The following is a 19,829-nucleotide window of genomic DNA, read 5'->3' on the forward strand; positions in this document are numbered from 1 at the left end:
TGCCGCACAGGCCGAAGCCTCCGGCCATGATGGTCATACCATCCTTGACCAGGCCGGCCAGCGCCGAGCGGGCGTCGCTGTAAACCTTATCCATCGCCTCGCCCCTCTCTATCATTACCCAAAATACCATCCCAGAAATGACAGCCTGCTCCCCGTAGCGGCGAGAGCAAGACATAGTGCCCTCACCAATGGACCATAGGAAGACCAGCCACTGGCGAACAGAAATAAGGTATCCTGTTGCCGCGCAAGCTGCCGACATAGACGGTTCTCAGATCAGAACCTCCGAATGTGACGCTCGCGAACCAGGGAGCGATGGTGCCACCGCAGGCGAGCATGAGCTGCGATGTGGCCTCGTCACGCGCGAATGCCTCCATGAGCACACGCCCTGCGTCGCTGTTCTGGTCGTCGTCGAGGATGATGCGCAGGTCGCCTTCAGGTGTGATGGCGAAGATCCGGTCCGTCATCACATGTGTGCCCCAGAGGTTGCCGTGGGCATCAAACGCAATGCCGTCGATGAACGCGCCATGGTCAGCCGGCCCGAACACCTCGCGGTCCACGAGGCTTCCATCGTCGAGCACCCGCAGACGTGTGACTCGCCGGGCGCAGGTCTCGGCCACGTAGAGCCACTCCTCCTGGGCGTCGAGCCGGATTTCATTGGTGAAGTGGAACCCATCCGCGACGATGCGCAAACGCCCCTGATCATACAAGGCTACAAACCCATCGATGATGGAGGGGCTCATCGCCCGCATCCAGTTCTTCGTTCGGGTTGACACTGTAAGCCAAAGCCGATCCCGACTGTCGCGCAGCACGAAGTTGACCTTTCCGATCGGCTCGCCGTCGATCGTATCGACCAAGACCCGGGTCTCGCCGTTGCGCGACATCACCTCGAGCCGGTCGGTTCCGAAATTGGAGATGACGATGTCGCCGTTTCGTGCGAAGGCGAGGCCATTCGGAAGGGTGCCAGCGACGAAGCGCGTCTCTTCGTCGGGAGCGTCAGCGAAGGTCGCTTCAGCCCGCTGAGCGATGAGTGTTTGGCAGCCGTCGGGCTGAATGTGAACAACCCCACCCCGGGCGTCGGCCGCCCAGAGAGACCCGTTTTTCTCGGCCAGTATACATTCCGGACGCTGGAGATCCTGCCCGATATACATGATGGCGGACGGATCGACGGTGAACCCGTCGATTGGATTGGGATTGCGGCTCATGAGCGTACCTCTTAGAACCCCACGCGGTCGCCGCCCTTGAGGCCCAGCATGGCGCGGGCCTCCTCCGGGGTGGCGATCTCGTGGCCGAGTTCCTCCAGGATGCGGCGGATCTTGGAAACCTGTTCGGCGTTGGAGGAAGCCAGTTTGCCCCGGCCGATATAGAGGCTGTCCTCGAGCCCGACCCGGACGCTTCCACCGAGCAATGCGGCCTGCGTCGCAAAGTTCATCTGGTGCCGTCCGGCGGCAAGCACAGACCACCGGTAGTCTTCCCCGAAAAGCTTGTCGGCCGTACGCTTCATAAACAGCAGGTTGTCGAGGTCAGTTCCGATCCCGCCCAAGATACCAAAGATCATCTGGACGAAAAACGGCGGCTTCAGGAGCCCTCGGTCAACGAAATGGGCGACATTGTAGAGATGGCCGACGTCGTAGCATTCGTGCTCGAAGCGGGTGCCATGCTCTTCGCCGAGCATTTTAAGGATACGCTCTATGTCGCGGAAGGTGTTGCGGAAGATGAAGTCGTCGGTGTTTCGAAGATAAGGCTCCTCCCAGCTGAATTTCCAATCCTTGTACCGGTCCGCCATGGGATAAATGCCGAAGTTCATCGACCCCATGTTCAGGGAGCACATCTCGGGTTTGGCAATGAGAGGTGCCGCAAGGCGGTCCTCGACTGTCATGTTGAGGCCACCGCCCGTCGTGATGTTGATGACCGCATCCGTCGATTGCTTGATGCGCGGCAGGAACTGCATGAACACTTCGGGATCTGGCGTGGGCCGGCCATCCTGCGGATCGCGCGCATGCAGGTGAAGGATGGACGCCCCCGCCTCGGCCGCGGCGATGGCCTCCCGCGCAATGTCCTCAGGGCGATACGGGAGCGCATCTGACATGGTTGGGGTGTGAATACCGCCGGTCACAGCGCAGGTGATAATGATCTTCGACGACTGTTTGGTCGCCTTGGGTACATTCACGTCAGACAACGTGCTCTCCTCTGGTGGGATGGATCAGTCTTCGAAGATAGCCACGGCACGGGTGAATCCGGCCGAGGCGCCGCGGATCTTGAATGGGAAGCAGGAGATCATGAACCCGGTCGGTGGCAGACTTTCCAAGTTGGCAAGCTTCTCGATGTGGCAGTAGGCACGCTCCATCCCGGCTCGATGCCCCTCCCAGATAATAGAAGGGTCGTGCGACTCGGCGTAGCGCTCTGCGGTGTGTACGAACGGCGCGTCCCAGCTCCAGGCGTCGGTACCGGTGATGCGTACGCCGCGTTCGGTCAGGTACAGCGTCGCCTCGCGCCCGACACCACAGCCGGAGGAGACGTAGTCCGACTGGCCATAGTGAGAGCCTGCCGCAGTGTTGACCACAACGATGTCATACGGTTGCAGGGCATGCCCGATGCGGGCCAGTTCCGCTTCGATCTCCGCCGCAGTGACAACGTGGCCGTCGGGCAGGTGCCGGAAGTCGAGCTTCACACCGGGGGCGAAGCACCATTCCAGGGGAACCTCATCAATCGTGATGGCCCGCTGTCCCCCATCCATGGTCGAGTGGAAGTGGTAGGGCGCATCGAGATGTGTGCCGTTGTGGGTCGACACATTCAGACGCTCGACCGCCCACCCTTCACCTCCGGGAAGATCCTCAACGCTGGCACCGGGGAAGAAGGAGATCATGCCCGTTGCGGTTGCACGGTGATCGAGATACTCGATTGTGGGCAGGTGCCCCGGTGGGTCTGAGGCGATGCCGGCTTCGAGGGCAGCTGAAATATCAACAATACGACGCGGCATGATATGGTCTCCTAGAGATTTAGCGCCCGAGAAGGCCCGTCGCGAGGACAGGGAACGCGAGGATCAGGGCGAGCACAACGAGCATGATGGCCGCGAAGGGAAGCGCCCCGATGAAAATCTCGCCCAACTTCAACGCCCTGTCCGGCGAAGTACCCTTGATGACATAGACAGACAAACCGAACGGAGGGGTCAGGAGTCCGACCTCGACTGCCAGCACGGTGACGATGCCAAACCAGATTGGATCGATGCCGAGGGTCTTCATGATCGGCAGGAACAGCGGGATCACGATCAGCAGGATGGACGAACTGTCGAGGAGGGTGCCCATTGCGAGGATAAGAGCGACATAGGCAAGGATGACACCCCAGTATCCGACATCGCTCGCAGCCACTGCGGAGCTGAGATACTCGGGCAGCCCGCTGAGAGACAGCATGCGCGAGTACATGCTGGCGGCGATGATCAGAAAGCAAATCGCCGCGGTCACCTGTCCTGTGTCCGTGAGGACCCGCCAGATCTTTGACGTCGGCAGCGTCCGGCGCGCAAATCCGATCAGGATGGCGCCAAGAGCTCCAACGCCGCCGGCCTCCGTCGGTGTGAAAAAGCCGCCGTAGATGCCTCCGAGCACGAGGGCGATCAGAAGCATGATTGGAAGGGACTTCGAGATCATCGCTCCCGTCGAGAGCGGGGTCACCTCCTCCGAAATACCTGACCCGGCAAAGGTGGGCCAGCTTCGGGCCATGAAGTAGACGCCGATCCCGAACGCGATCGCCAGAATGATTCCGGGCACGACGCCTGCAAGGAACAGGTCGCCCACCGACTGCTCGGTGAGAATTCCATAGAGAATAAGAAGCAGGCTCGGAGGGATCAGCATACCGAGAACCGAGCTGCCCGCAACGATCCCGTAGGCGAACCGCTTCGTATAGCCATGGCGGAGCATCTCGGGGACCGCAACGCGGGTGAACACGGCAGCCGACGCGATCGAGATGCCCGTGATGGCCGCAAAGATGGCGTTGGCGCCGACGGTGGCGATGCCGAGGCCGCCCTTGATCTGACCGAGCATCCGGTTGGCCACATCGAAGGCATCACGGCCGATGTTGGCTTGAGAGACCACGAAGCCCATAAGGACGAAGAGTGGCACGACGCCGAAAACATAGGACTCGATCGACTCGGTGGCCGCCAGAGCCAGCATCCGGCCCGCAAGCGCCGCACTGCCCTTCATGGCAAGGACGCCGAGAAAAGAGCAGAGGACCAATGCGATGGCTACGTGCATGCCCGCGTAGATCAGGCCGACCATCCCGAATAGCGCAATGGAGCCGATGGCGAGATCACTCATGGCCGGTCCTTTCCGAGAAGCCGGCAGCAGCGAGGCCGGCGCGGATCGTGCGAGCCAGAAACTGGAGGCCAAGTGCCGCGGTGCCGATCAGCATGATCAGCCGAACGGGCCAGATCGGGGCGGTGAAGTCACCGATGGCTCCGACGAAGATGTTGCGGGTCCAGGCGCGGTCGAAGAGCGGCAGGAGACCGTTGAACAGGATAACGCACAGTGCGACGCCCACGAGGCAGTAAACTGTTTCCATGCCAGCCCGAGCGCGCGGCGGTAAGTGATCGAGCAGGATCTCAGCCCGGGTCAGGCCGCCAGTGCGCAGGGAGTGGGCGATCTGAAGGAAGACAATCGCCACGATCGACATGCTCACGATCTCCGGCACGCCCGATATGGGGCTGCCAAACAGTGCGCGGCCCATGACGTCGGCATTGATTGCCAGCATGATCCCAACAATCAGCATGGTGCCGAAGGCGTTCAGAACCGCCGTGCACCGATCGAGTACGCGGAGTGCCGGATGGCCGGCGAAGGGGAGAAAATCCCCTTCGTCGGTGGTCTTGGTAGGAGCGTCAGCCATGGTGCGCCTTGTGCCAGAGCGGGTTATCAGTTCTTGCCCCAGTCCCGGGCTGGGGTCGCCCCAGCAGCACGGAGCGTCTGCATATAGGCTTGCAGAACATCGCGCGCCGGAAGCTTCTGCTTCTCAAGCTCTGCCACCCAGCCCTTGGTGGGGTCTTCGACGGCATTAGCGTAAGCGGAGCGCAGGGCATCAGAGTCTGGGTTGATGGTGCCGCCCTTGGCGGCGAGCTCGGCGAGAGTTGCCGCGGTCGCCTTGCGCAGGTCATCGTGATAGGCCGTCTGGAATGCCTTGGCTCCGGCTTCCAGAGCCTTCTTCACTTGGTCCGGCTGCTCCTCGTACCATTCCTTATTGGCCGCGATACCGCCGGAATATTGCGCTCCGTAGCCGACGCGGGTAATATGTGGAGCAACCTCCTGGATCTTGGCCGGAAGGGCGGCCGTCGCAAAGGTGACGACCCCATCGTAGAGACCGGTCTGCAGCGCGTTGTAGTACTCGGTGAGATTGCCTGCGACGCCGACTGCGCCGGTACCCTTCATCCAGTTGATAGACGGGCCGGGGGTGCCGATCTTCCGGCCCTTGAGATCGTCGACGCTCTTCACGGGGAACTTGGTGAAGAGGAGGTAGTCGTCCAGGCCGAAGCCGCCGCCGAGATAGACAACGTCATTGTCATCCCAGGCCTTCATCATGGCCGGAACCTTCTTCTGGACCTCCTCAACGGCCTGCGTGACGAGGCTCGGGTCGGTCGAAACGAACGGCGTGTAGTAGGTGACGTTCTGGAGGGGCATCTTGGACGGCTCGAAAATGGTGGGCACCAGCGCGATGTCGGCGATGCCCTCCTGAACGGCCTCGAGCTCCTCACCGACCTTAGCGAGCGAACCTCCGTATTGCTGCTTCCATTCGATCTTGGTGTCCGTGCCTTCGAGCGCCTTGTTGACGGCGGGGACGAAGCTCTCCTGCAGGTGCTTGACCCAACGGAAGACCGGCGGATGACCGTTCACGAGGGTGACCGTGACTGTTTCGGCTTGAGCCATCGAGACCGAGGCAAGAAGGGCCGCGAGTGCGGCAGTCGGTAGTGTGCGCATGTACTATTTCCTCCTGAATGGGAACGTGGAGCCGGGTTGATCCCGGTCGTTGGAAGCTTGGAGAGGTATCGACCTGCGTCAGCGCCCCCTCGTCACAGCCCGCCGGGGCCGTGCAGGCGACCTGCCCTCCGAGATCGTCTCGCCGGCGGCCAGCGCCCTGATGCCCCCGGAAATGAAGGGCACGATCCGCGCCATGATCGCATCGACATCGCGATCGTCGCAGATGCCACCCGACAGACGCTCGGCTCGACCGGTCGCCGCCATCATGGTCATACCGACGCCGATCGCGAACATGTAGGACCAGACCGCGTCGGCGGGCTCCAGGCCAGGAATGACTCGGCGGAAGGCCTGGATGAAACGTTGGGCAATGGCGTCGTAATGCTCCCCGATCAGGGCACGCGAACGCTCGTCGTCGGCATTCGCGGTCGCCGCAAGAATGCGCGAGAACATGTTACCGCCCTGACCCTGATGACCGAATTCCACCGTCGGGCGGAACAGCGCTTCGATCAGATCCTCAAGGGATGGATGGCCTTGGTCGTCGGCTCCGAAGAGGCGCTCGATGCGTGCCGCCCGCTCCGCATTGATGGCGTCGGAGCGACGCGCGAACATCGCCTGAAACAGCTTCTCCTTGGTGCCAAAATGATAATGCAGGAGCGCCTGCGCGACACCCGCCTCTGTCGCGATCTGCCGCATGCTGGCTCCTTCGAAGCCGTGCAGGGCGAAGACTCGCTCTGCGGCGTCGAGAATTCCATGGCTGGCATTCTGCTCGGACATCTCGGCTCCACCTCGGGATATCAGGCCGACACGACTACCACTGACTGATCGATCAGTCAAACGAACGGATCAGTCAGGCGGTCGAAAGATAAGTCAGGAGCGTCTGGGCTGGGTCCATCTGAGCCCTCAACCGAGATCACGTGAGGTTCGCCTCGCAGCCCCAATGCGGAAGTACGGCTAGGGTTAGCCCTGTGCCAATTTGAGACCTTCAGGGCGTGGAGGCTTTTGCGTGCTCTATTCCGTCAATCGCTTGCGGCACGACTTAGGGCGGTGCCGCAGTTGAAACGAGTTGCAGGGCACGGACGCAACAACCCTCGATCCAACTCATTACTCCCGCGTGCCAGCACTTTGCGGTGCATTGAATTGCTGGCAGCTCGGTGCGGTGGGTACTGATACCCATCCCGTATCGTAACAAAATGGCGTTTCTCCGTTTTGACCCTTTAGGAAGCGTTGTTCAGTCCATCCCCGGTCCTGACCCTGCTACGGTCGCTTGCGGATGTTTAGAGGCTGATCCTGCTGCTGGCCTCAGGGCTCCCCTCTCCTGCTGGACGCTCCCTGGAATTCCTGCCACGCTGACGCTTCCGGCACCGGGCCGGACCAAACGAGAGCGCCGCCATCGCCTCAGGCGGAGCCGCCAGTGGAGAACAGCCTCATGATTCAAAACAGCGTCCTCATCCCTGCCTCGATCCTCCTTGCAGCCCTATCTACGCCCGCCTTGGCCGCTTCCCTGCGCTACGCTAACCAAGGTGATCTGAAATCCCTAGACCCCTATACGCTCAACGAGACCACCACCAACGCCCACCTCGGGCATGTCTACGAGGGTCTGACGCGGCGCGGGAAGGACCTCGCGGTTCAGCCGAGCCTAGCCGAGCGCTGGGAGATTAGCGATGACGGCCTGACCTGGCGTTTCTTCCTGCGCAAGGGCGTCAAGTTCCACAATGGCAACGACTTCAATGCGGATGACGTGATCTTCTCGGCCACGCGGGTGCGGGCTCAGGGCTCGAATTTCACGACCCGCGTGCCGACCAGTGCCGAGCTTGTGAAGGTCGATGACCATACGGTTGACGTAAAGCTGAAAACCCCCAACCCGATCCTGAACTCCCAGTGGGACACCTGGTACATTATGGACAAGGAATGGGCGGAGGCGAACAACGCCACCGCTCCGACGCCTGCGGCTGCCACAACCCCAAGTTTCTCGTCGCTGAATGCGAACGGGACCGGTCCGTTCAAGATTGAAAGCCATCAGGCCGGCGTGAAGACGATCTTCAAGCCGAACCCTAGCTGGTGGGACAAGCCGGAGCACAACCTCGATGAGATCGTCTTTACGCCTATCGCAAGTGATGCCACCCGCGTTGCAGCGCTCCTGTCAGGCGAGGTTGATGTCATCGAACCGGTCCCTGTACAGGATATCGCGCGCGTCAACTCTTCCCCGAATGCCCAGGCGCTCACAGGGCCCGAACTCCGGACGATTTTTCTCAACATGGACTCGGCCCGTGACGAGCTTCTGTTCTCGAACGTGAAGGGCAAGAACCCATTCAAGGACGTGCGGGTTCGGGAGGCCTTCTTCAAGGCGATCGATATCAATCTCATCCGCGATCGCGTCATGCGCGGGCTGTCGACCCCGTCAGCCCTGATGATCGCACCGGAGCTCTTCGTCCACGCGAAGGACTTTGTGCGTCCGAAGTATGATCTCGAGGGGGCCAAGAAACTGCTGGCCGACGCCGGCTACCCGAACGGTTTCGAGGTCGGCATGGACTGCCCGAACGACCGCTACGTCAATGATGAGGCGATCTGTCAGGCCGTCGTCAGCATGCTGGCCCGCGCCGGCGTCAAGGTAAACCTGACGGCCCAGCCGAAGGCCCTCTACTTTGGGAAAGCCGGTAAGTCAGGTGGCTACACCACCTCGGTTTCGCTGCTCGGCTGGACCCCTGGCACCTTCGACAGCCACAATGTTCTCTATGACGTCATGGGCTGCCGCGACGTTCCTGGATCAAGCCGGGGCGAGACCAATTACGGTGGGTACTGCAACAAGGACCTTGATGCTGTGACCGACCAGATCCTGGTCGAAACGGATCCGGAGAAGCGCAATCAGCTGATCAAGAAGGCATTTGAAATCGCCACCAAAGACTACGGCCATATCCCGCTGCACCAGCAGTCCCTTGCTTGGGGCGTGTCGAAGAAGGTCAAGCTCGTCCAGCGAGCCGACAACCAGCTCCTGTTCTATTGGGCAAAGAAGGACTAGGGAGCCGCAGATAATCGTGCTGTCGACCTATGTCAGCGCAGCGAGTCGGCACATGCTGGTGCCTTCATGAACATGCAGCCGTCCTTGGCCAATCTTAGGTCTAGGACGGTCCTTTCCGTTGTACGGCTGACGTCTTGTCGTGACCTGTGCGAACTCTCTCTCCCGGTGCTCGCCTGTTTTGTCGAACAGATTCTGAACCGGGGCCATACCTATCGGCTTGAAGGATCGCTGAGTTAGCCGTGAGTGCTCTGGCGCAGACCCAGGATCGGAGCGCTGTCCATCTTCGCGACAATAGTCTGGTATGGTCAAAAGCGGTAGCGCTGACGCGGCCGTCCAACCTCCGCTCCAAGCCTCGAAGCAGACATTCGCTCTCAGGCCGAAACAGGCGCGCCGTTTCCATGCGAAGGAGCTGCCGCTTGGTCTCCACCGGCAGCTCCCGCTTTCGTCAAGGCATGTACTGACCGCCGTTCACCTCGATGGTCTGGCCATTGATGTAGCCGCTCATGGCCTGCGAGGATAGAAAGAGGTAGACGCCCACGCAGTCCTCCGGATCGCCGATCCGCGCGAGCGGAATCGTCTTGCGCATGTTCTCCAGCCATTCCGGACTGGAGAACCGCTGGTGGAACGGCGTCATGATCACACCCGGCGAGACGGCGTTCACGCGGATGTTGGCGCCCGCGAGTTCCTTTGCCATGTTGCGGGTGATGTTGCCGACGAAAGCCTTGGCGCCCGCATAGAGGCCCGCGCCGGGCCCGCCGCCGTTGCGGGCTGCGATGGAGCTCGTATTCACGATGGCGCCGGCCCCTGCCCGCCGGAAGTGCGGAACCGCCGCTTTGGAAGCCATGACGACGGAGCGCACGTTGATGTCGAGCACCTGATCGTAGAGCTCGTCCTCCACCTCCGTGAGAGGAGCGCGTTTCACCATGGCCCCGGCATTGTTGATGAGCACATCGAGGCCGCCGAGCAGGGAGGCTGCCTCGTCAACGACCGCCTTCGCGGTCGCGCTGCTGGAGACGTTGCCGCTCACCATCTGCGCCTCGCCGCCCTGGTTGCGGATGGCGGCGACGACGGCTTCCGCTTCCGCAGCGCTGGAGTTGTAGTGAACGACGACACGGGCCCCGAATCTGGCGAAGCCCTGCGCCACGGCCGCTCCGATGCCTGTGCTGGACCCCGTGACGAGGACGCGCTTATTTTTAAGATCGCTGAGCATGATCGTCTCTTTCTTAGGCTGCTTGCGAGCCGAAGCCCGCATAAAGGCTCGGGAAGCTATGGCCAGCGTTCTGCAGCTCCACTCCCTTCGCCATGGCGGGTGCCTGATCCCACGGAGGGGCGAGCTGGTCGGTCAGGCGGTTGATTTCATCCATGTACCGGGCAGATTCCTCCTGAAGCCCCCTCTCCATGGCCGCGATGTCGGGATAAGATCCGAACGCCGTCCACCAGATCGCGCGGCCGGCGAGATAGCCGTTGGCTCCGGCACGATATGCAAAGGCGAGAACGCGGCGGAACTGCTCCATCCCGGCTCCGGCGCTGAGCATCACCCAGGGACGATCAATGATGTCGCCGATCTTGTTGAACCATTCCTGCGCCTTGCGGACTTCTTCCGTATTCTCATCAGGGTTCGGCAGGGAATCGGCGGACACGGGACTTTCGAGCTTGTAAATGTCCACGCCATAGGAGGGGTCAGCGAAGTCGCGCAGGCTCTGAAGGACGAGCTCCGGATACTTCTCCTTGTTCTCGATGTAATCCGTGGTGTGGTTCGCCGCGCCCTGGAACGGATAGACGAGAAGCTCGAGAAGAAAGGCGATGTCGTAGCGCGCGCATGCGTCGCCGACTGAGCGCACGAGCGCCTGCTGATGCGCCACCACATCGGGGCTGCAGTCGGGCCGATACCACAGGAGCAGCTTGACGCCGTCGGCGCCCATGCGCTTGATCTTGCCCACGTCCCATCCTTCCGGAAGACGCGTCTTGCGTCCGCCCGGCGTGTCCTCGAAGCGGAAATCCTCGAGGGTGATGAGCAATCCACGATCGGCCGGAATGCTGCCGGCGGCGAGGCTGAAGCCATAATCGGGGTCGATCAGCACGGCAGAGCCCATCGGTGTCAGTGATCGGGCGAGCATCGCCTTCACGGGAGCCACATCCTCATAGCCCACCTGCCGCGGCGCGATTTTCTCGCCGATGGCCTTGAGCATGGGCGGGCGCTGGTCAACGGCCACCATCTTGAAGCGTCCCTGGGGGTCTGACAGCCGCCGAAGTCCTCGCAGCTTTCCAGCCGAGATCTGCATTGCGATAGTCCTTTCCTAAATCATGAAGAGTGATGATGGTTAGAGAGAGGTGGTGCGCCCCATTTCCTGGGGCTGATCAAGAGCCGCAGACGGTGGCCGGGCCCTGCGGCTCGTCCTGAGAGCCAATCCCAGCAGAGGCATCGACCAGAAGAGAATTGCGGAAGCCCCGAGCACCGCCGCGATGGGACGCTCGAAAAAGGCCAGCAGGTTACCGTTCGCGATGGTCATGGAGGTGAGGAAGTTCTGCTCCAGCATGGGGCCGAGCACGACCCCGAGGATGATGGGCGCGATCGGGATGCGGGCTTCCGAAAGGGCAAAGGCGATCAGGCCGAACGCCACCATCACGATGATGTCGAACACGGCGTTGTTGATCGCGAACGAACCTACGACGCAGCTCAGGAGGATGAGCGCCATGAGCTGGGGCCGGGGCACGACCAGGATGCGGCTCGCGGCGCGAATGGCGAGCCAGCCGAGCGGCAGGAGCGCAAGGTTCGCGATCAGAAAGATCATGAACACCGCATAGAGCATGGCCCCTTGCGTCTCGAAGAGCCTCGGGCCCGGATTGAGACCCTTCATGTAGAGCACGCCGACCGCAATAGCCGTGACCGCATCGCCCGGAACGCCGAACACCAGCGCCGGAACCCACGCGCCGCTGAGGCCCGCATTATTCGCGGCTCCCGCCTCGATGACGCCTTCCGGGTGACCGGTGCCGAACTTCTCGGGCTCCTTCGAGAACCGGCGCGCGGTCGCGTAGGTGATCCAGGCCGCGATATCGCCGCCTGCGCCGGGAAGAATTCCGATGAGCGTGCCGATGATGGAGCCGCGGCCGATATTCGTGCGGTACTTGGCCATCAACGGCATGATCCCGCTGAAGATGCCGCTCACCTTCTGCGGCTTCGCGAAGCGATGCCGTGCGGTGCCGTAGACGAGACTGTGGAATATTTCCGACAGGGCGAACATGCCGATCATCGCCGGCACGAAACTGACGCCTCCCATCAGGTCCACCACGCCGAAGGTGAAACGGGGGGAGCCGCTGATCACGTCCATGCCGACGGTGGAAATCGCCAGCCCGATGAACAGCGAGATGATTCCAGGAAGATAACCGGAGGAACTGACGAGTGCGGCGCAGGTCAGGCCGATGGCCGCCAGCCAGAAATACTCGAAGCTCGAAAAGTTGAGCGCCACACGTGCCAGCGATGGCGCGGCGAAGATCAGCACGATCGCACCGAACAGGCCTCCGATCACCGACGAGACGAGGCTGGACCCGAGCGCCTGCGCCCCGAGCCCCTTCTTTGTCATCATGTAGGTTTCGTCAGTGTAGGCCGCGGAGGCGGGCGTTCCGGGAATACGCAGGAGGCAGCCGGGAATGTCGCCGGCGGTGATCGCCATGGCCGTGCAGGCAACGATGGCCGCCACGGACGACAGCGGGTCCATGAAGAAGGTCATCGGCACCAGCAGCGCCGTGGCCATCGTGGCCGTGAGGCCCGGCACTGCGCCGACGAACAGCCCGAAGAAGGACGCCAGGACGACGGTCAGAATGACCTGAGGATCGGCAATCAGCCGGAAGGCTTCGAAGATCGTCTGCATTCTCGCCTCACAGCCCCAGGTTCGCCAGGATTCCTGCCGGGAGCGGAACCATCAGAAGTCGGATGAAGACCAGATAGACGGCCACGGTGGCGACGACTGCCAGAAGCGCGGCACGCCAGAGCGCCACCTTCAGCAGCACCATGAACCCAGTCAGGAAAACGGACAGCAGCACGATGAAGCCGACGGTTTCCCAGAGGCGGATGATCACCCCAAGTCCGAGCAGAACCCATGCCAAGGCCGCGTAGTAAGGGCGGTCGGCAGGAGTCTCGCCACCCTCCTTGTCCACCGTCCCGAACGTGGCGGCCGCGGCGGGCTCGGGCTGCCGCAGAGCGTTGATCGCATAGGCGGCACCGCTGAGAAGCAAACCAACGCCGAGAATGGTCGGGAAGAATCCTGGTCCATAATCCTGTCCTGGAATGGTCGGAAATTGCGCCGCTCCCAGAACGATGCCCCCTCCCAATGCCGACAGGACGATCCCTGCGATGAATTCAGCTTTCCTCATGATGCCGCCTGCCTTTCACGTAGACTTACTTGGCGAGGCCCGCGGCCTTGATGGCCGTTCCGAACCGCTCGTCCGCATCCGCGAGGAATTTTGCGAAGGCCTCGCCGCCCGCATAGTCCTGGCCGAACTTGCGAGCCGTCATGAACGACTTGAATTCGGGCTTCTGAGCGACTTTCGCCATGGCGTCGGACAGACGCTTGGCAATGTTGTCGGGCAGACCCTTGGGCGTGGCGACGCCGCGCCAGGAGGACAGGAACCAATCGACGCCGGTCGCCTCCTTGACGGTCGGCACGTTCGGGAAGGACGGATCACGCTCGGCGCGCATGATGGCAAGCGTCTTCACCTCACCCGCATCCACCATGGATTGAACCTCCGGGAGAGTGGTGGCCACAACGCCGATGGCATTGGAGGTGAGCAGCTGGAGCGACGGCGTGATTCCGTCGGTGGGCACCCACGGAATGGTGTCGACCGGCAGGTTCGACGCCTTCAGGAGACCCGCAACCGCCAGGTGCGGAGCGCCGCCGCGATTGGCACCGGATGCCTTGTAAGTGCCGGGCTTCGCCTTGGCCTGCTCGAGCAGCTCCTTGAGATCCTTCGCACCGTCGGAGCGCACGTTGATGCTCTGGGCATCGGTGTTGTAGAGCGCGATCGGCGTGTAGCTGCGATAGTCGATGGGCGCGGTGCCCAGCCAGTGATAGAGCGACAGCTCGGTCGTGATGACGCCGAGCGTGTAGCCATCGGGCTTGGCATTCGCGATTTCGGTGTGTCCGACGATGCCGCCGCCGCCCGTGCGGTTGACCACGTTCACGGGCTTTCCGAGCTCCTGCTCGAGCAGAGATGCAACGGTGCGGGCGGTCGCATCGGTTCCGCCGCCTGCCGCCCACGGCACGATGAGCGTGATCGGACGCTCGGGGTATTCGGCCAGAGCCGGGGTCGACAGGGTTAGAGCGGCTACCGCCGCAAACAGAATTCGGCGTGTCAGTTTCATGGTTTCCTCCACTGTGTCTCGCACCTCCGCTTCGTGCGGATGGCTTTCATCAAGGATTTCAGTCAGTGAGCCGGGTTCATGAGAGTGTTGATCGCCCTCCCCTTGTTATTGTCCGCGCCGGATTGAGCGCTGAGAAATGCATCGAGCTCCGAGCGGCTCGGAATTCCGGCGCGGCCGCCCCAGCGGGTGCATTTCAAAGCGGCCGCAGCCGCCGCGAAACGACCGGTCTCTTCCAGCGAGAGATGCTCCGCGATGCCGAGCGCGAAGGCGCCGTGGAAGACATCGCCCGCAGCGAGCGTGTCGATCGCATCCACCGCGAAGGACGGCGTCTGCCTCAATCGACCGTCCTCCAGCCAAGCGAACCCGCGGGAGCCCAGGGTGACGCCCACCATGCCGTCCGTCCGTTCCTGCGCGCGCTCCAGGCCGGCCTCGAACCCCTCTTCGCCGGACAGGCGCTTGAGGGCGGGCGCTGAAAACACGGCGTAGTCCGCCAGATGAATCAGGCGCTCCACTGCATCGTCGGTGGTGAGGTCGGCGTCCAGCACCGTCTTGACCCCCTGCTCGGACGCGGCGCGCAACGCACGCTCGGATGCTGCGGGCCAGCGCACATCTCCGAGAACCACGTCAAACCCGCGGATTCCATCCAGCGGCAGCCAGGAGGAATCGGTATCGAGCTCCCTGTCCGCGAAAGCGGTGATGAGACGCTCGCCCTTACGGTCGACCATGACCGCGGAAACACCCGAACGTCGGCCGGGGATGCTTCTCACGTGGCTGACATCCACCCCGTATTCCGCGATTTCGGCGACAATGCGCGCACCGACCTGATCCTCGCCGACACGGGCCCAGAGGCTCGCCTTGCCGCCGAGGCGGCTGACGGTGACCGCGGCATTGGCGGCGGGTCCGCCGCCGACCTGGGTATAGTCTCGCGCGAAAACCTTCGTTGGCTCCGGGGGGAAGGCCTCGATGGCGAAGATGTTGTCGAGAACGGCGACGCCGACGCAAAGAACCCGCCCTGACACCATTACCTCCCAATTATTTTCGGATCTTTATTCCGTATATCGGAATTGATCCTCATTAAGAAGTTCCGCATTGCGGATGTCAATTCCGAAAATGATGACGGGCTCATGTTTTTTGTGGTATGCGATTTCGAAACTTCCACGGAATGGAGTTCCGTTCATGAACAAGCCCGCGCGCAGTACCGCGCCCAGACGGGAGGCATCCTCGGAAGCCCAGGATCAGCGTGGCTCCCTGAAGTCGATGCAGAAGCTCATGGCGGTTCTCGACTGCTTCTCCCGCTACGACCGCGCGCTGACCCTAAACGAGATCTCGGCCCGCTGCGGAATGCCGAAGACGACGGTGCACCGGCTCGTGACCAGCCTCCGCGAGGCGAAGCTGCTCGAGCAGGACAAGGAGCGCGACAGATACCGGATGGGGATCCGCCTGTTCGAACTCGGCAGCATCGTTCTGGCCAATCTCGACATCAACCGCGAGGCCCGTCCATTCGTCGAACGTCTCATGGCGATCAGCGGCGAAAGCGCTCATCTGTGCGTCTTCGACGGTACCAACATGGTCATCATCGAGCACCGCGAACCGGGAGCCCTCTCCGTCAACTGGACGACCACCCTTTCGATCTCGCCCTCTTACTGCACAGGCGTGGGCAAGGCGACCCTCGCCTTCCAAGACGAAGCCGTAATCGAAAAGGTTATCCGCAACGGGCTCGTCCCATACACGCCGACGACGATCACGGATCCGGACATCCTGCGTAGGGAACTCCGCGCCGTGCGCGAGCGCGGCTACGCCATCGACGAGGGCGAGCACCAGCCAGCCGTACGCTGCGTTGCGGCGCCCGTGTACAACGCCGCCGGCCGCGTGTTCGCCGCCGTAAGCGTGACCGGCCCGAAGGAGCGGGTCACGCTCGAGCGTGTGCCGGAAGTTGCCGAATACGTCGTTGCGACGGCCACGCAACTTTCGCGGCAACTCGGCTATGACACCACGCAATCCTGACACTGACAGAGGACATAATGACGACGCCTAGCGAGCTTCACGGCGTGATCGTTCCCGTTGTGAGCCCTTTCGACGAGAGCGGCACGATCGACATGGGGGCATTCGTCGAGCAGATCGATTGGATGCTGGCACAGGAGGTCGACGGGCTTGTTGTCGGGGGCAGCACAGGCGAAGGCTTTGCGCTCGAGCCTGACGAACTTCTGCTGTTGACGCGGCGCGCCGTCGATGTCGCAGCCGGGCGCATTCCGGTTCTGGCCAGCATCATCGCCGACAGCACGCGAAGCGCGGCCTCGCGCGCGACGATGCTTCGAGGCCTGCCGATCGCAGCTCTCCAGGTTGCGCCGCCTCACTACATTTTCCCACCATCGGAGGATGGCTTCGTCGACTTCTATCGCGCCGTCGCCGAAGCTGCCGGAATTCCCCTCGTCATCTATAACGTGATCCCCTGGGCAAAGGTGAGCCCGAAGCTTGCCCTGCGCATCATGCAGGCGGTTCCTCAAGTCATTGCCGTGAAGCAGAGCGACCGCGACATGGATGCATTTGCGGATCTTACCCGTTCGGTGGGGCCAAAGCGTGTTTTCGGTGCTCTCGATGGGTCGCTCAAGAGTTGCTACGACTTCGGGATTGCAGGCTCGATCGCGGCGATCGCATGCGCGGTCCCGAAGGAGAACGTCCGTCTCTGGCGCGCTGTCGGCGAGGGCCGGACAGCCGAAGCCCTGGCACTGCAGGCTCGGCTCTCGGACTTCTGGGCTGCCTTGACGGGCCCCAATCTGCCTGCGCGGGTCAAAGCCGCCCAACGGCTTCAGGGATTGAAAGTCTCCTGGCCCCGCCCCCCCATGGAAGCCGCGTCTCAGGCGGATGTCGATACCCTCAGCCGTGCGCTCCGGGACCTGCAGGAAACGTCGTTCGGATGACCATGGACTGGAAGCCCGGCAGCAGGTCAGGACGCGATTACTTCCTCGGTCTGGAATTCTCATAGCCCAGCGCACCGTGCGGACCCGACATTTCCTGCCTTCGATCCGAACTCCACGAGGCGTGTTCTGCGGCGCTACCGCCTCCCATCAGCGGCCGTGACGGGGTCAATCCAGCATTGTGACGGGACCAGGGTTCGCGGCTGTGCTACCATGGGCTCACGAGGTGTTTCATGAGCGATGCGAGCATGACATCGACGGGCCGTGCGGCAGGCGAGCTGACCGCAATCATACGGGGGCTCACGAGATAGGCCCTATGTATATTCTGGGGAGCCCCAAGTCAGAACCGAAGCTTCTGATCTACTTGCTCAGTAGATCGACACCACCGCAGGCCCTGAGAGAATGAGGAGCAGGGAAATTACCTGCTCTTTCGGATGTCCGCATTAAGCCTCTAAGCTGACCAAAGCGTTAGGTCTCAGATGTGCCAGCTTCGGACCTAAGGAAGTTCTATACCTCGGTCCTCCGGTCAGGATTGGTGGGAATGACGTCACAGGTGCCGGGGGGCGTAGGCCGGCGTGAGCGGTTCGGACAGAGCATGGCGTATCGCTGGTATCCGTAATTGCCAAGCCGTGGTCCGAAACGGTCAAGCAAAGGCCTACAATTCGCACCATTTATAACGGCCGAGAGAGAGCCACGAGGCCGCTGCATGAGGCTGCTGAAGGAACCGCTGCTGCATTTCCTTGTTCTCGGCGGCTTGCTGTTCGCCGCCCACGCCGCCGTCGCTCCAAGCGAGGACAAGGCCCCATCGGCCTCAGCCGTCAGGATCACCGAGGCCGATGCCGACTGGCTGAAGGAGATGTGGACGCGCCAGTGGCGGCGCCCGCCCACAGCCGAGGAGCTCACGCGCCTCGTCGCGGACCACATCCGGGAGGAGGTGCTCGCCCGCGAGGCGAAGGCGCTGGAGCTCGATGTCGGCGACACCGTCATCCGCCGCCGGCTGGCGCAGAAGATGGCCTTTCTCCTCGACGACACCCTTCAGGTGGCTGAGCCCCCCGAGGCCGAGCTGCGCACCATGTACGGGGCCCGTCCGGATCTCGTCCGCACCCCGCCGCGGGTGTCGTTCACGCAGGTGTTCTTCCGCCGTGAGCAGGGCGCCGACCGCGCCCGCGCTACCCTCGCCGCCCTGACCGGAGGATCCGCCATGCCGGAGGAGCAGGGCGACGGCATCCTGCTCGGCGACAGCTTCGCGGACCAGGATGAGCAGGCGCTCGACAATCTCTTCGGACCCACGTTCGCGGGGGCGGTCTTTGCCCTTCCGTTCGGGCGCTGGGCGGGACCTGTCGAGTCCAGCTACGGGCTGCATCTGGTGAAGGTCACCGCAGTGTCGCCGCCCGAAGCGCGCCCGTTTGCCGAGGTTCGCGGGAAGCTGGCTGAGGAGTGGCGCCGCCAGCGCCAGGAAGCGACCCAAGACCAGCTTCTCAAAGGGCTGATCCAGAAGTACCGGGTGGCCGTCGATCCTGCCGTGCGTCCGTTCCTGGGGCCTCTCGCCGGGCAAGTGGAGGTCCGGCCATGAGATGGCTGCCGATCCTCGCTGCCCTAACCGCATTGCTGTCTCCACTCTCCGGCCATGCGCACGAGGTCCGGCCCGCCTATCTCGACCTGCGCGAGGACCGGCCCGGCGAGTTCAGCGTGCTGTGGAAGACGCCGATGGCAGGCGAGATGCGCCTGGCCCTGGACCCTTCCTTCTCCGGTCCAGTCGAAGTGCTGGCCCCGGTCGCGGCGCGCCGCACGGGCGATGCCGCCGTGCAGACCTGGCGCCTGCGGGCGAACGGCCTGCGCGGCCAGACCCTGCGCATTGAGGGCCTGGAGAGCACGCTCACGGACGTGCTCGTGCGTGTCGTCTTTGCCGACGGTAGCACCTGGGTCGAGCGGCTCACGCCGCGGCGGCCGGATGCCCTGATCCCAGCCCGCTCCAGCATGTGGGGCGTGGCGGGCACCTATCTTGTCCTCGGCATTGAGCACATCCTCACGGGCGTCGACCACCTGCTATTCGTGCTGGCCCTGTTGCTGCTCACGACGGGAACATGGCGGCTGGTGAAGACCGTGACCGCGTTCACGGTCGCGCACAGCATCACGCTCGGACTGGCGACGCTCGGCATGGTCCATGTGCCGCCCAAGCCCGTCGAGGCGGTGATCGCCTTGAGCATCGTGTTCGTGGCGGCCGAGATCCTGCACACCCGCCAGGGGCGGGTTGGACTGGCGGCACGCATGCCGTGGGTTGTCGCCTTCACGTTCGGGTTGCTGCACGGCTTCGGCTTCGCCGGGGCGCTGAGCGAGGTCGGCCTGCCCGACGGCCAGATCCCGGTGGCGCTGCTGTTCTTCAATCTCGGCGTCGAGGCAGGCCAGTTGCTGTTCGTCGCGGGCGCTCTTGCCTGCGTGGCGCTGGCGCGGCGCGTCCGGATCGCGTGGCCGCGCTGGGCGGAGATGGTGCCGCCCTACGCCATCGGGAGCATGGCGATGTTCTGGGTGATCCAGCGTGTGGCCGCGTTCTGACGGGGACCGACACCGAGCCTGGACAGGTTGTT

19 protein-coding genes are annotated in these 19,829 nt (G+C 62.8%); 5 read left to right on the forward strand and 14 right to left on the reverse strand.

Translation table 11 applies throughout. The features are described 5' to 3' along the window. The 8 genes from FHR70_RS17485 to FHR70_RS17520 all read right to left on the reverse strand — a co-directional run. Window positions 1–94: CoA-transferase (locus FHR70_RS17485; protein ID WP_281381312.1), on the reverse strand; the 94-nt coding region annotated here is incomplete at its 3' end. An 88-nt stretch (window positions 95–182) separates the two neighbouring features. Beyond that, window positions 183–1,202 (reverse strand): SMP-30/gluconolactonase/LRE family protein, encoded by a 1,020-nt coding sequence (locus FHR70_RS17490; protein ID WP_183452535.1) that lies wholly within the window; start codon window positions 1,200–1,202, stop codon window positions 183–185. Between the two features lie 11 nt (window positions 1,203–1,213). Next, window positions 1,214–2,176 (reverse strand): 3,5-dioxohexanoate:acetyl-CoA acetone transferase, encoded by a 963-nt coding sequence (kce, locus tag FHR70_RS17495; RefSeq protein WP_210277689.1) that lies wholly within the window; start codon window positions 2,174–2,176, stop codon window positions 1,214–1,216. A 24-nt stretch (window positions 2,177–2,200) separates the two neighbouring features. Next, a complete protein-coding gene (locus tag FHR70_RS17500; protein ID WP_183452537.1) occupies window positions 2,201–2,977 on the reverse strand; it encodes a cyclase family protein in 777 nt (258 codons plus the stop codon). Window positions 2,978–2,996: 19 nt separating this feature from the next. Beyond that, window positions 2,997–4,307: a TRAP transporter large permease gene (locus FHR70_RS17505; RefSeq protein ID WP_183452539.1), complete on the reverse strand. Its 1,311-nt coding sequence runs from the start codon at window positions 4,305–4,307 to the stop codon at window positions 2,997–2,999. Next, the gene (locus tag FHR70_RS17510) at window positions 4,300–4,872 is read right to left on the reverse strand and encodes a TRAP transporter small permease subunit (RefSeq protein ID WP_183452541.1); all 573 of its coding nucleotides are present in this window, start codon (window positions 4,870–4,872) and stop codon (window positions 4,300–4,302) included. Before FHR70_RS17510 ends, FHR70_RS17505 begins: the two co-directional genes overlap by 8 nt. Window positions 4,873–4,898: 26 nt before the next feature. After that, window positions 4,899–5,954 carry a C4-dicarboxylate TRAP transporter substrate-binding protein gene (locus tag FHR70_RS17515; protein ID WP_183452543.1) on the reverse strand — a complete coding sequence of 352 codons (1,056 nt, stop codon included), beginning with the start codon at window positions 5,952–5,954 and terminating at the stop codon, window positions 4,899–4,901. A gap of 78 nt (window positions 5,955–6,032) precedes the next feature. Continuing rightward, window positions 6,033–6,728, reverse strand: a complete 696-nt coding sequence (locus FHR70_RS17520; RefSeq protein ID WP_183452544.1) for a TetR/AcrR family transcriptional regulator — start codon at window positions 6,726–6,728, stop codon at window positions 6,033–6,035. Between the two features lie 652 nt (window positions 6,729–7,380). Between FHR70_RS17520 and FHR70_RS17525 the strand changes: the two genes are divergently transcribed. Beyond that, complete coding sequence (locus FHR70_RS17525; protein ID WP_183452546.1) at window positions 7,381–8,970, forward strand: ABC transporter substrate-binding protein; 1,590 nt, start codon at window positions 7,381–7,383, stop codon at window positions 8,968–8,970. A 445-nt stretch (window positions 8,971–9,415) separates the two neighbouring features. On the opposite strand, the gene FHR70_RS17530 is transcribed toward FHR70_RS17525, so the two are convergent. The 6 genes from FHR70_RS17530 to FHR70_RS17555 all read right to left on the reverse strand — a co-directional run bounded on the left by FHR70_RS17530 (window position 9,416) and on the right by FHR70_RS17555 (window position 15,348). Beyond that, window positions 9,416–10,180: an SDR family NAD(P)-dependent oxidoreductase gene (locus tag FHR70_RS17530; protein ID WP_183452548.1), complete on the reverse strand. Its 765-nt coding sequence runs from the start codon at window positions 10,178–10,180 to the stop codon at window positions 9,416–9,418. A gap of 13 nt (window positions 10,181–10,193) precedes the next feature. Next, a complete protein-coding gene (locus tag FHR70_RS17535) occupies window positions 10,194–11,252 on the reverse strand; it encodes a tagatose 1,6-diphosphate aldolase (RefSeq protein ID WP_183452550.1) in 1,059 nt (352 codons plus the stop codon). Between the two features lie 39 nt (window positions 11,253–11,291). After that, complete coding sequence (locus FHR70_RS17540) at window positions 11,292–12,839, reverse strand: tripartite tricarboxylate transporter permease (RefSeq protein ID WP_183452552.1); 1,548 nt, start codon at window positions 12,837–12,839, stop codon at window positions 11,292–11,294. A 7-nt stretch (window positions 12,840–12,846) separates the two neighbouring features. After that, window positions 12,847–13,341, reverse strand: a complete 495-nt coding sequence (locus FHR70_RS17545; protein WP_183452554.1) for a tripartite tricarboxylate transporter TctB family protein — start codon at window positions 13,339–13,341, stop codon at window positions 12,847–12,849. A gap of 25 nt (window positions 13,342–13,366) precedes the next feature. After that, the gene (locus FHR70_RS17550; RefSeq protein ID WP_183452556.1) at window positions 13,367–14,329 is read right to left on the reverse strand and encodes a Bug family tripartite tricarboxylate transporter substrate binding protein; all 963 of its coding nucleotides are present in this window, start codon (window positions 14,327–14,329) and stop codon (window positions 13,367–13,369) included. 62 nt (window positions 14,330–14,391) lie between these two features. Further along, window positions 14,392–15,348 (reverse strand): PfkB family carbohydrate kinase, encoded by a 957-nt coding sequence (locus FHR70_RS17555; RefSeq protein ID WP_183453028.1) that lies wholly within the window; start codon window positions 15,346–15,348, stop codon window positions 14,392–14,394. A gap of 157 nt (window positions 15,349–15,505) precedes the next feature. On the opposite strand from FHR70_RS17555, the gene FHR70_RS17560 reads away from it, so the two are divergent. From FHR70_RS17560 to FHR70_RS17575, 4 genes are all read left to right on the forward strand, one after another. Continuing rightward, window positions 15,506–16,333, forward strand: a complete 828-nt coding sequence (locus tag FHR70_RS17560; protein ID WP_183452558.1) for an IclR family transcriptional regulator — start codon at window positions 15,506–15,508, stop codon at window positions 16,331–16,333. A 17-nt stretch (window positions 16,334–16,350) separates the two neighbouring features. Then, on the forward strand, window positions 16,351–17,247 hold the full coding sequence (locus FHR70_RS17565; protein WP_183452560.1) for a dihydrodipicolinate synthase family protein: 897 nt from the start codon (window positions 16,351–16,353) through the stop codon (window positions 17,245–17,247). A gap of 703 nt (window positions 17,248–17,950) precedes the next feature. Then, the gene (locus tag FHR70_RS17570) at window positions 17,951–18,817 is read left to right on the forward strand and encodes a peptidyl-prolyl cis-trans isomerase (protein WP_183452562.1); all 867 of its coding nucleotides are present in this window, start codon (window positions 17,951–17,953) and stop codon (window positions 18,815–18,817) included. After that, window positions 18,814–19,797: a HupE/UreJ family protein gene (locus tag FHR70_RS17575; RefSeq protein WP_183452564.1), complete on the forward strand. Its 984-nt coding sequence runs from the start codon at window positions 18,814–18,816 to the stop codon at window positions 19,795–19,797. The genes FHR70_RS17570 and FHR70_RS17575 overlap by 4 nt, the downstream gene beginning before the upstream one ends. Window positions 19,798–19,829: the final 32 nt, after the last annotated feature.

Source organism: Microvirga lupini (genome assembly GCF_014191055.1).
Lineage (GTDB): Bacteria > Pseudomonadota > Alphaproteobacteria > Rhizobiales > Beijerinckiaceae > Microvirga > Microvirga lupini_A.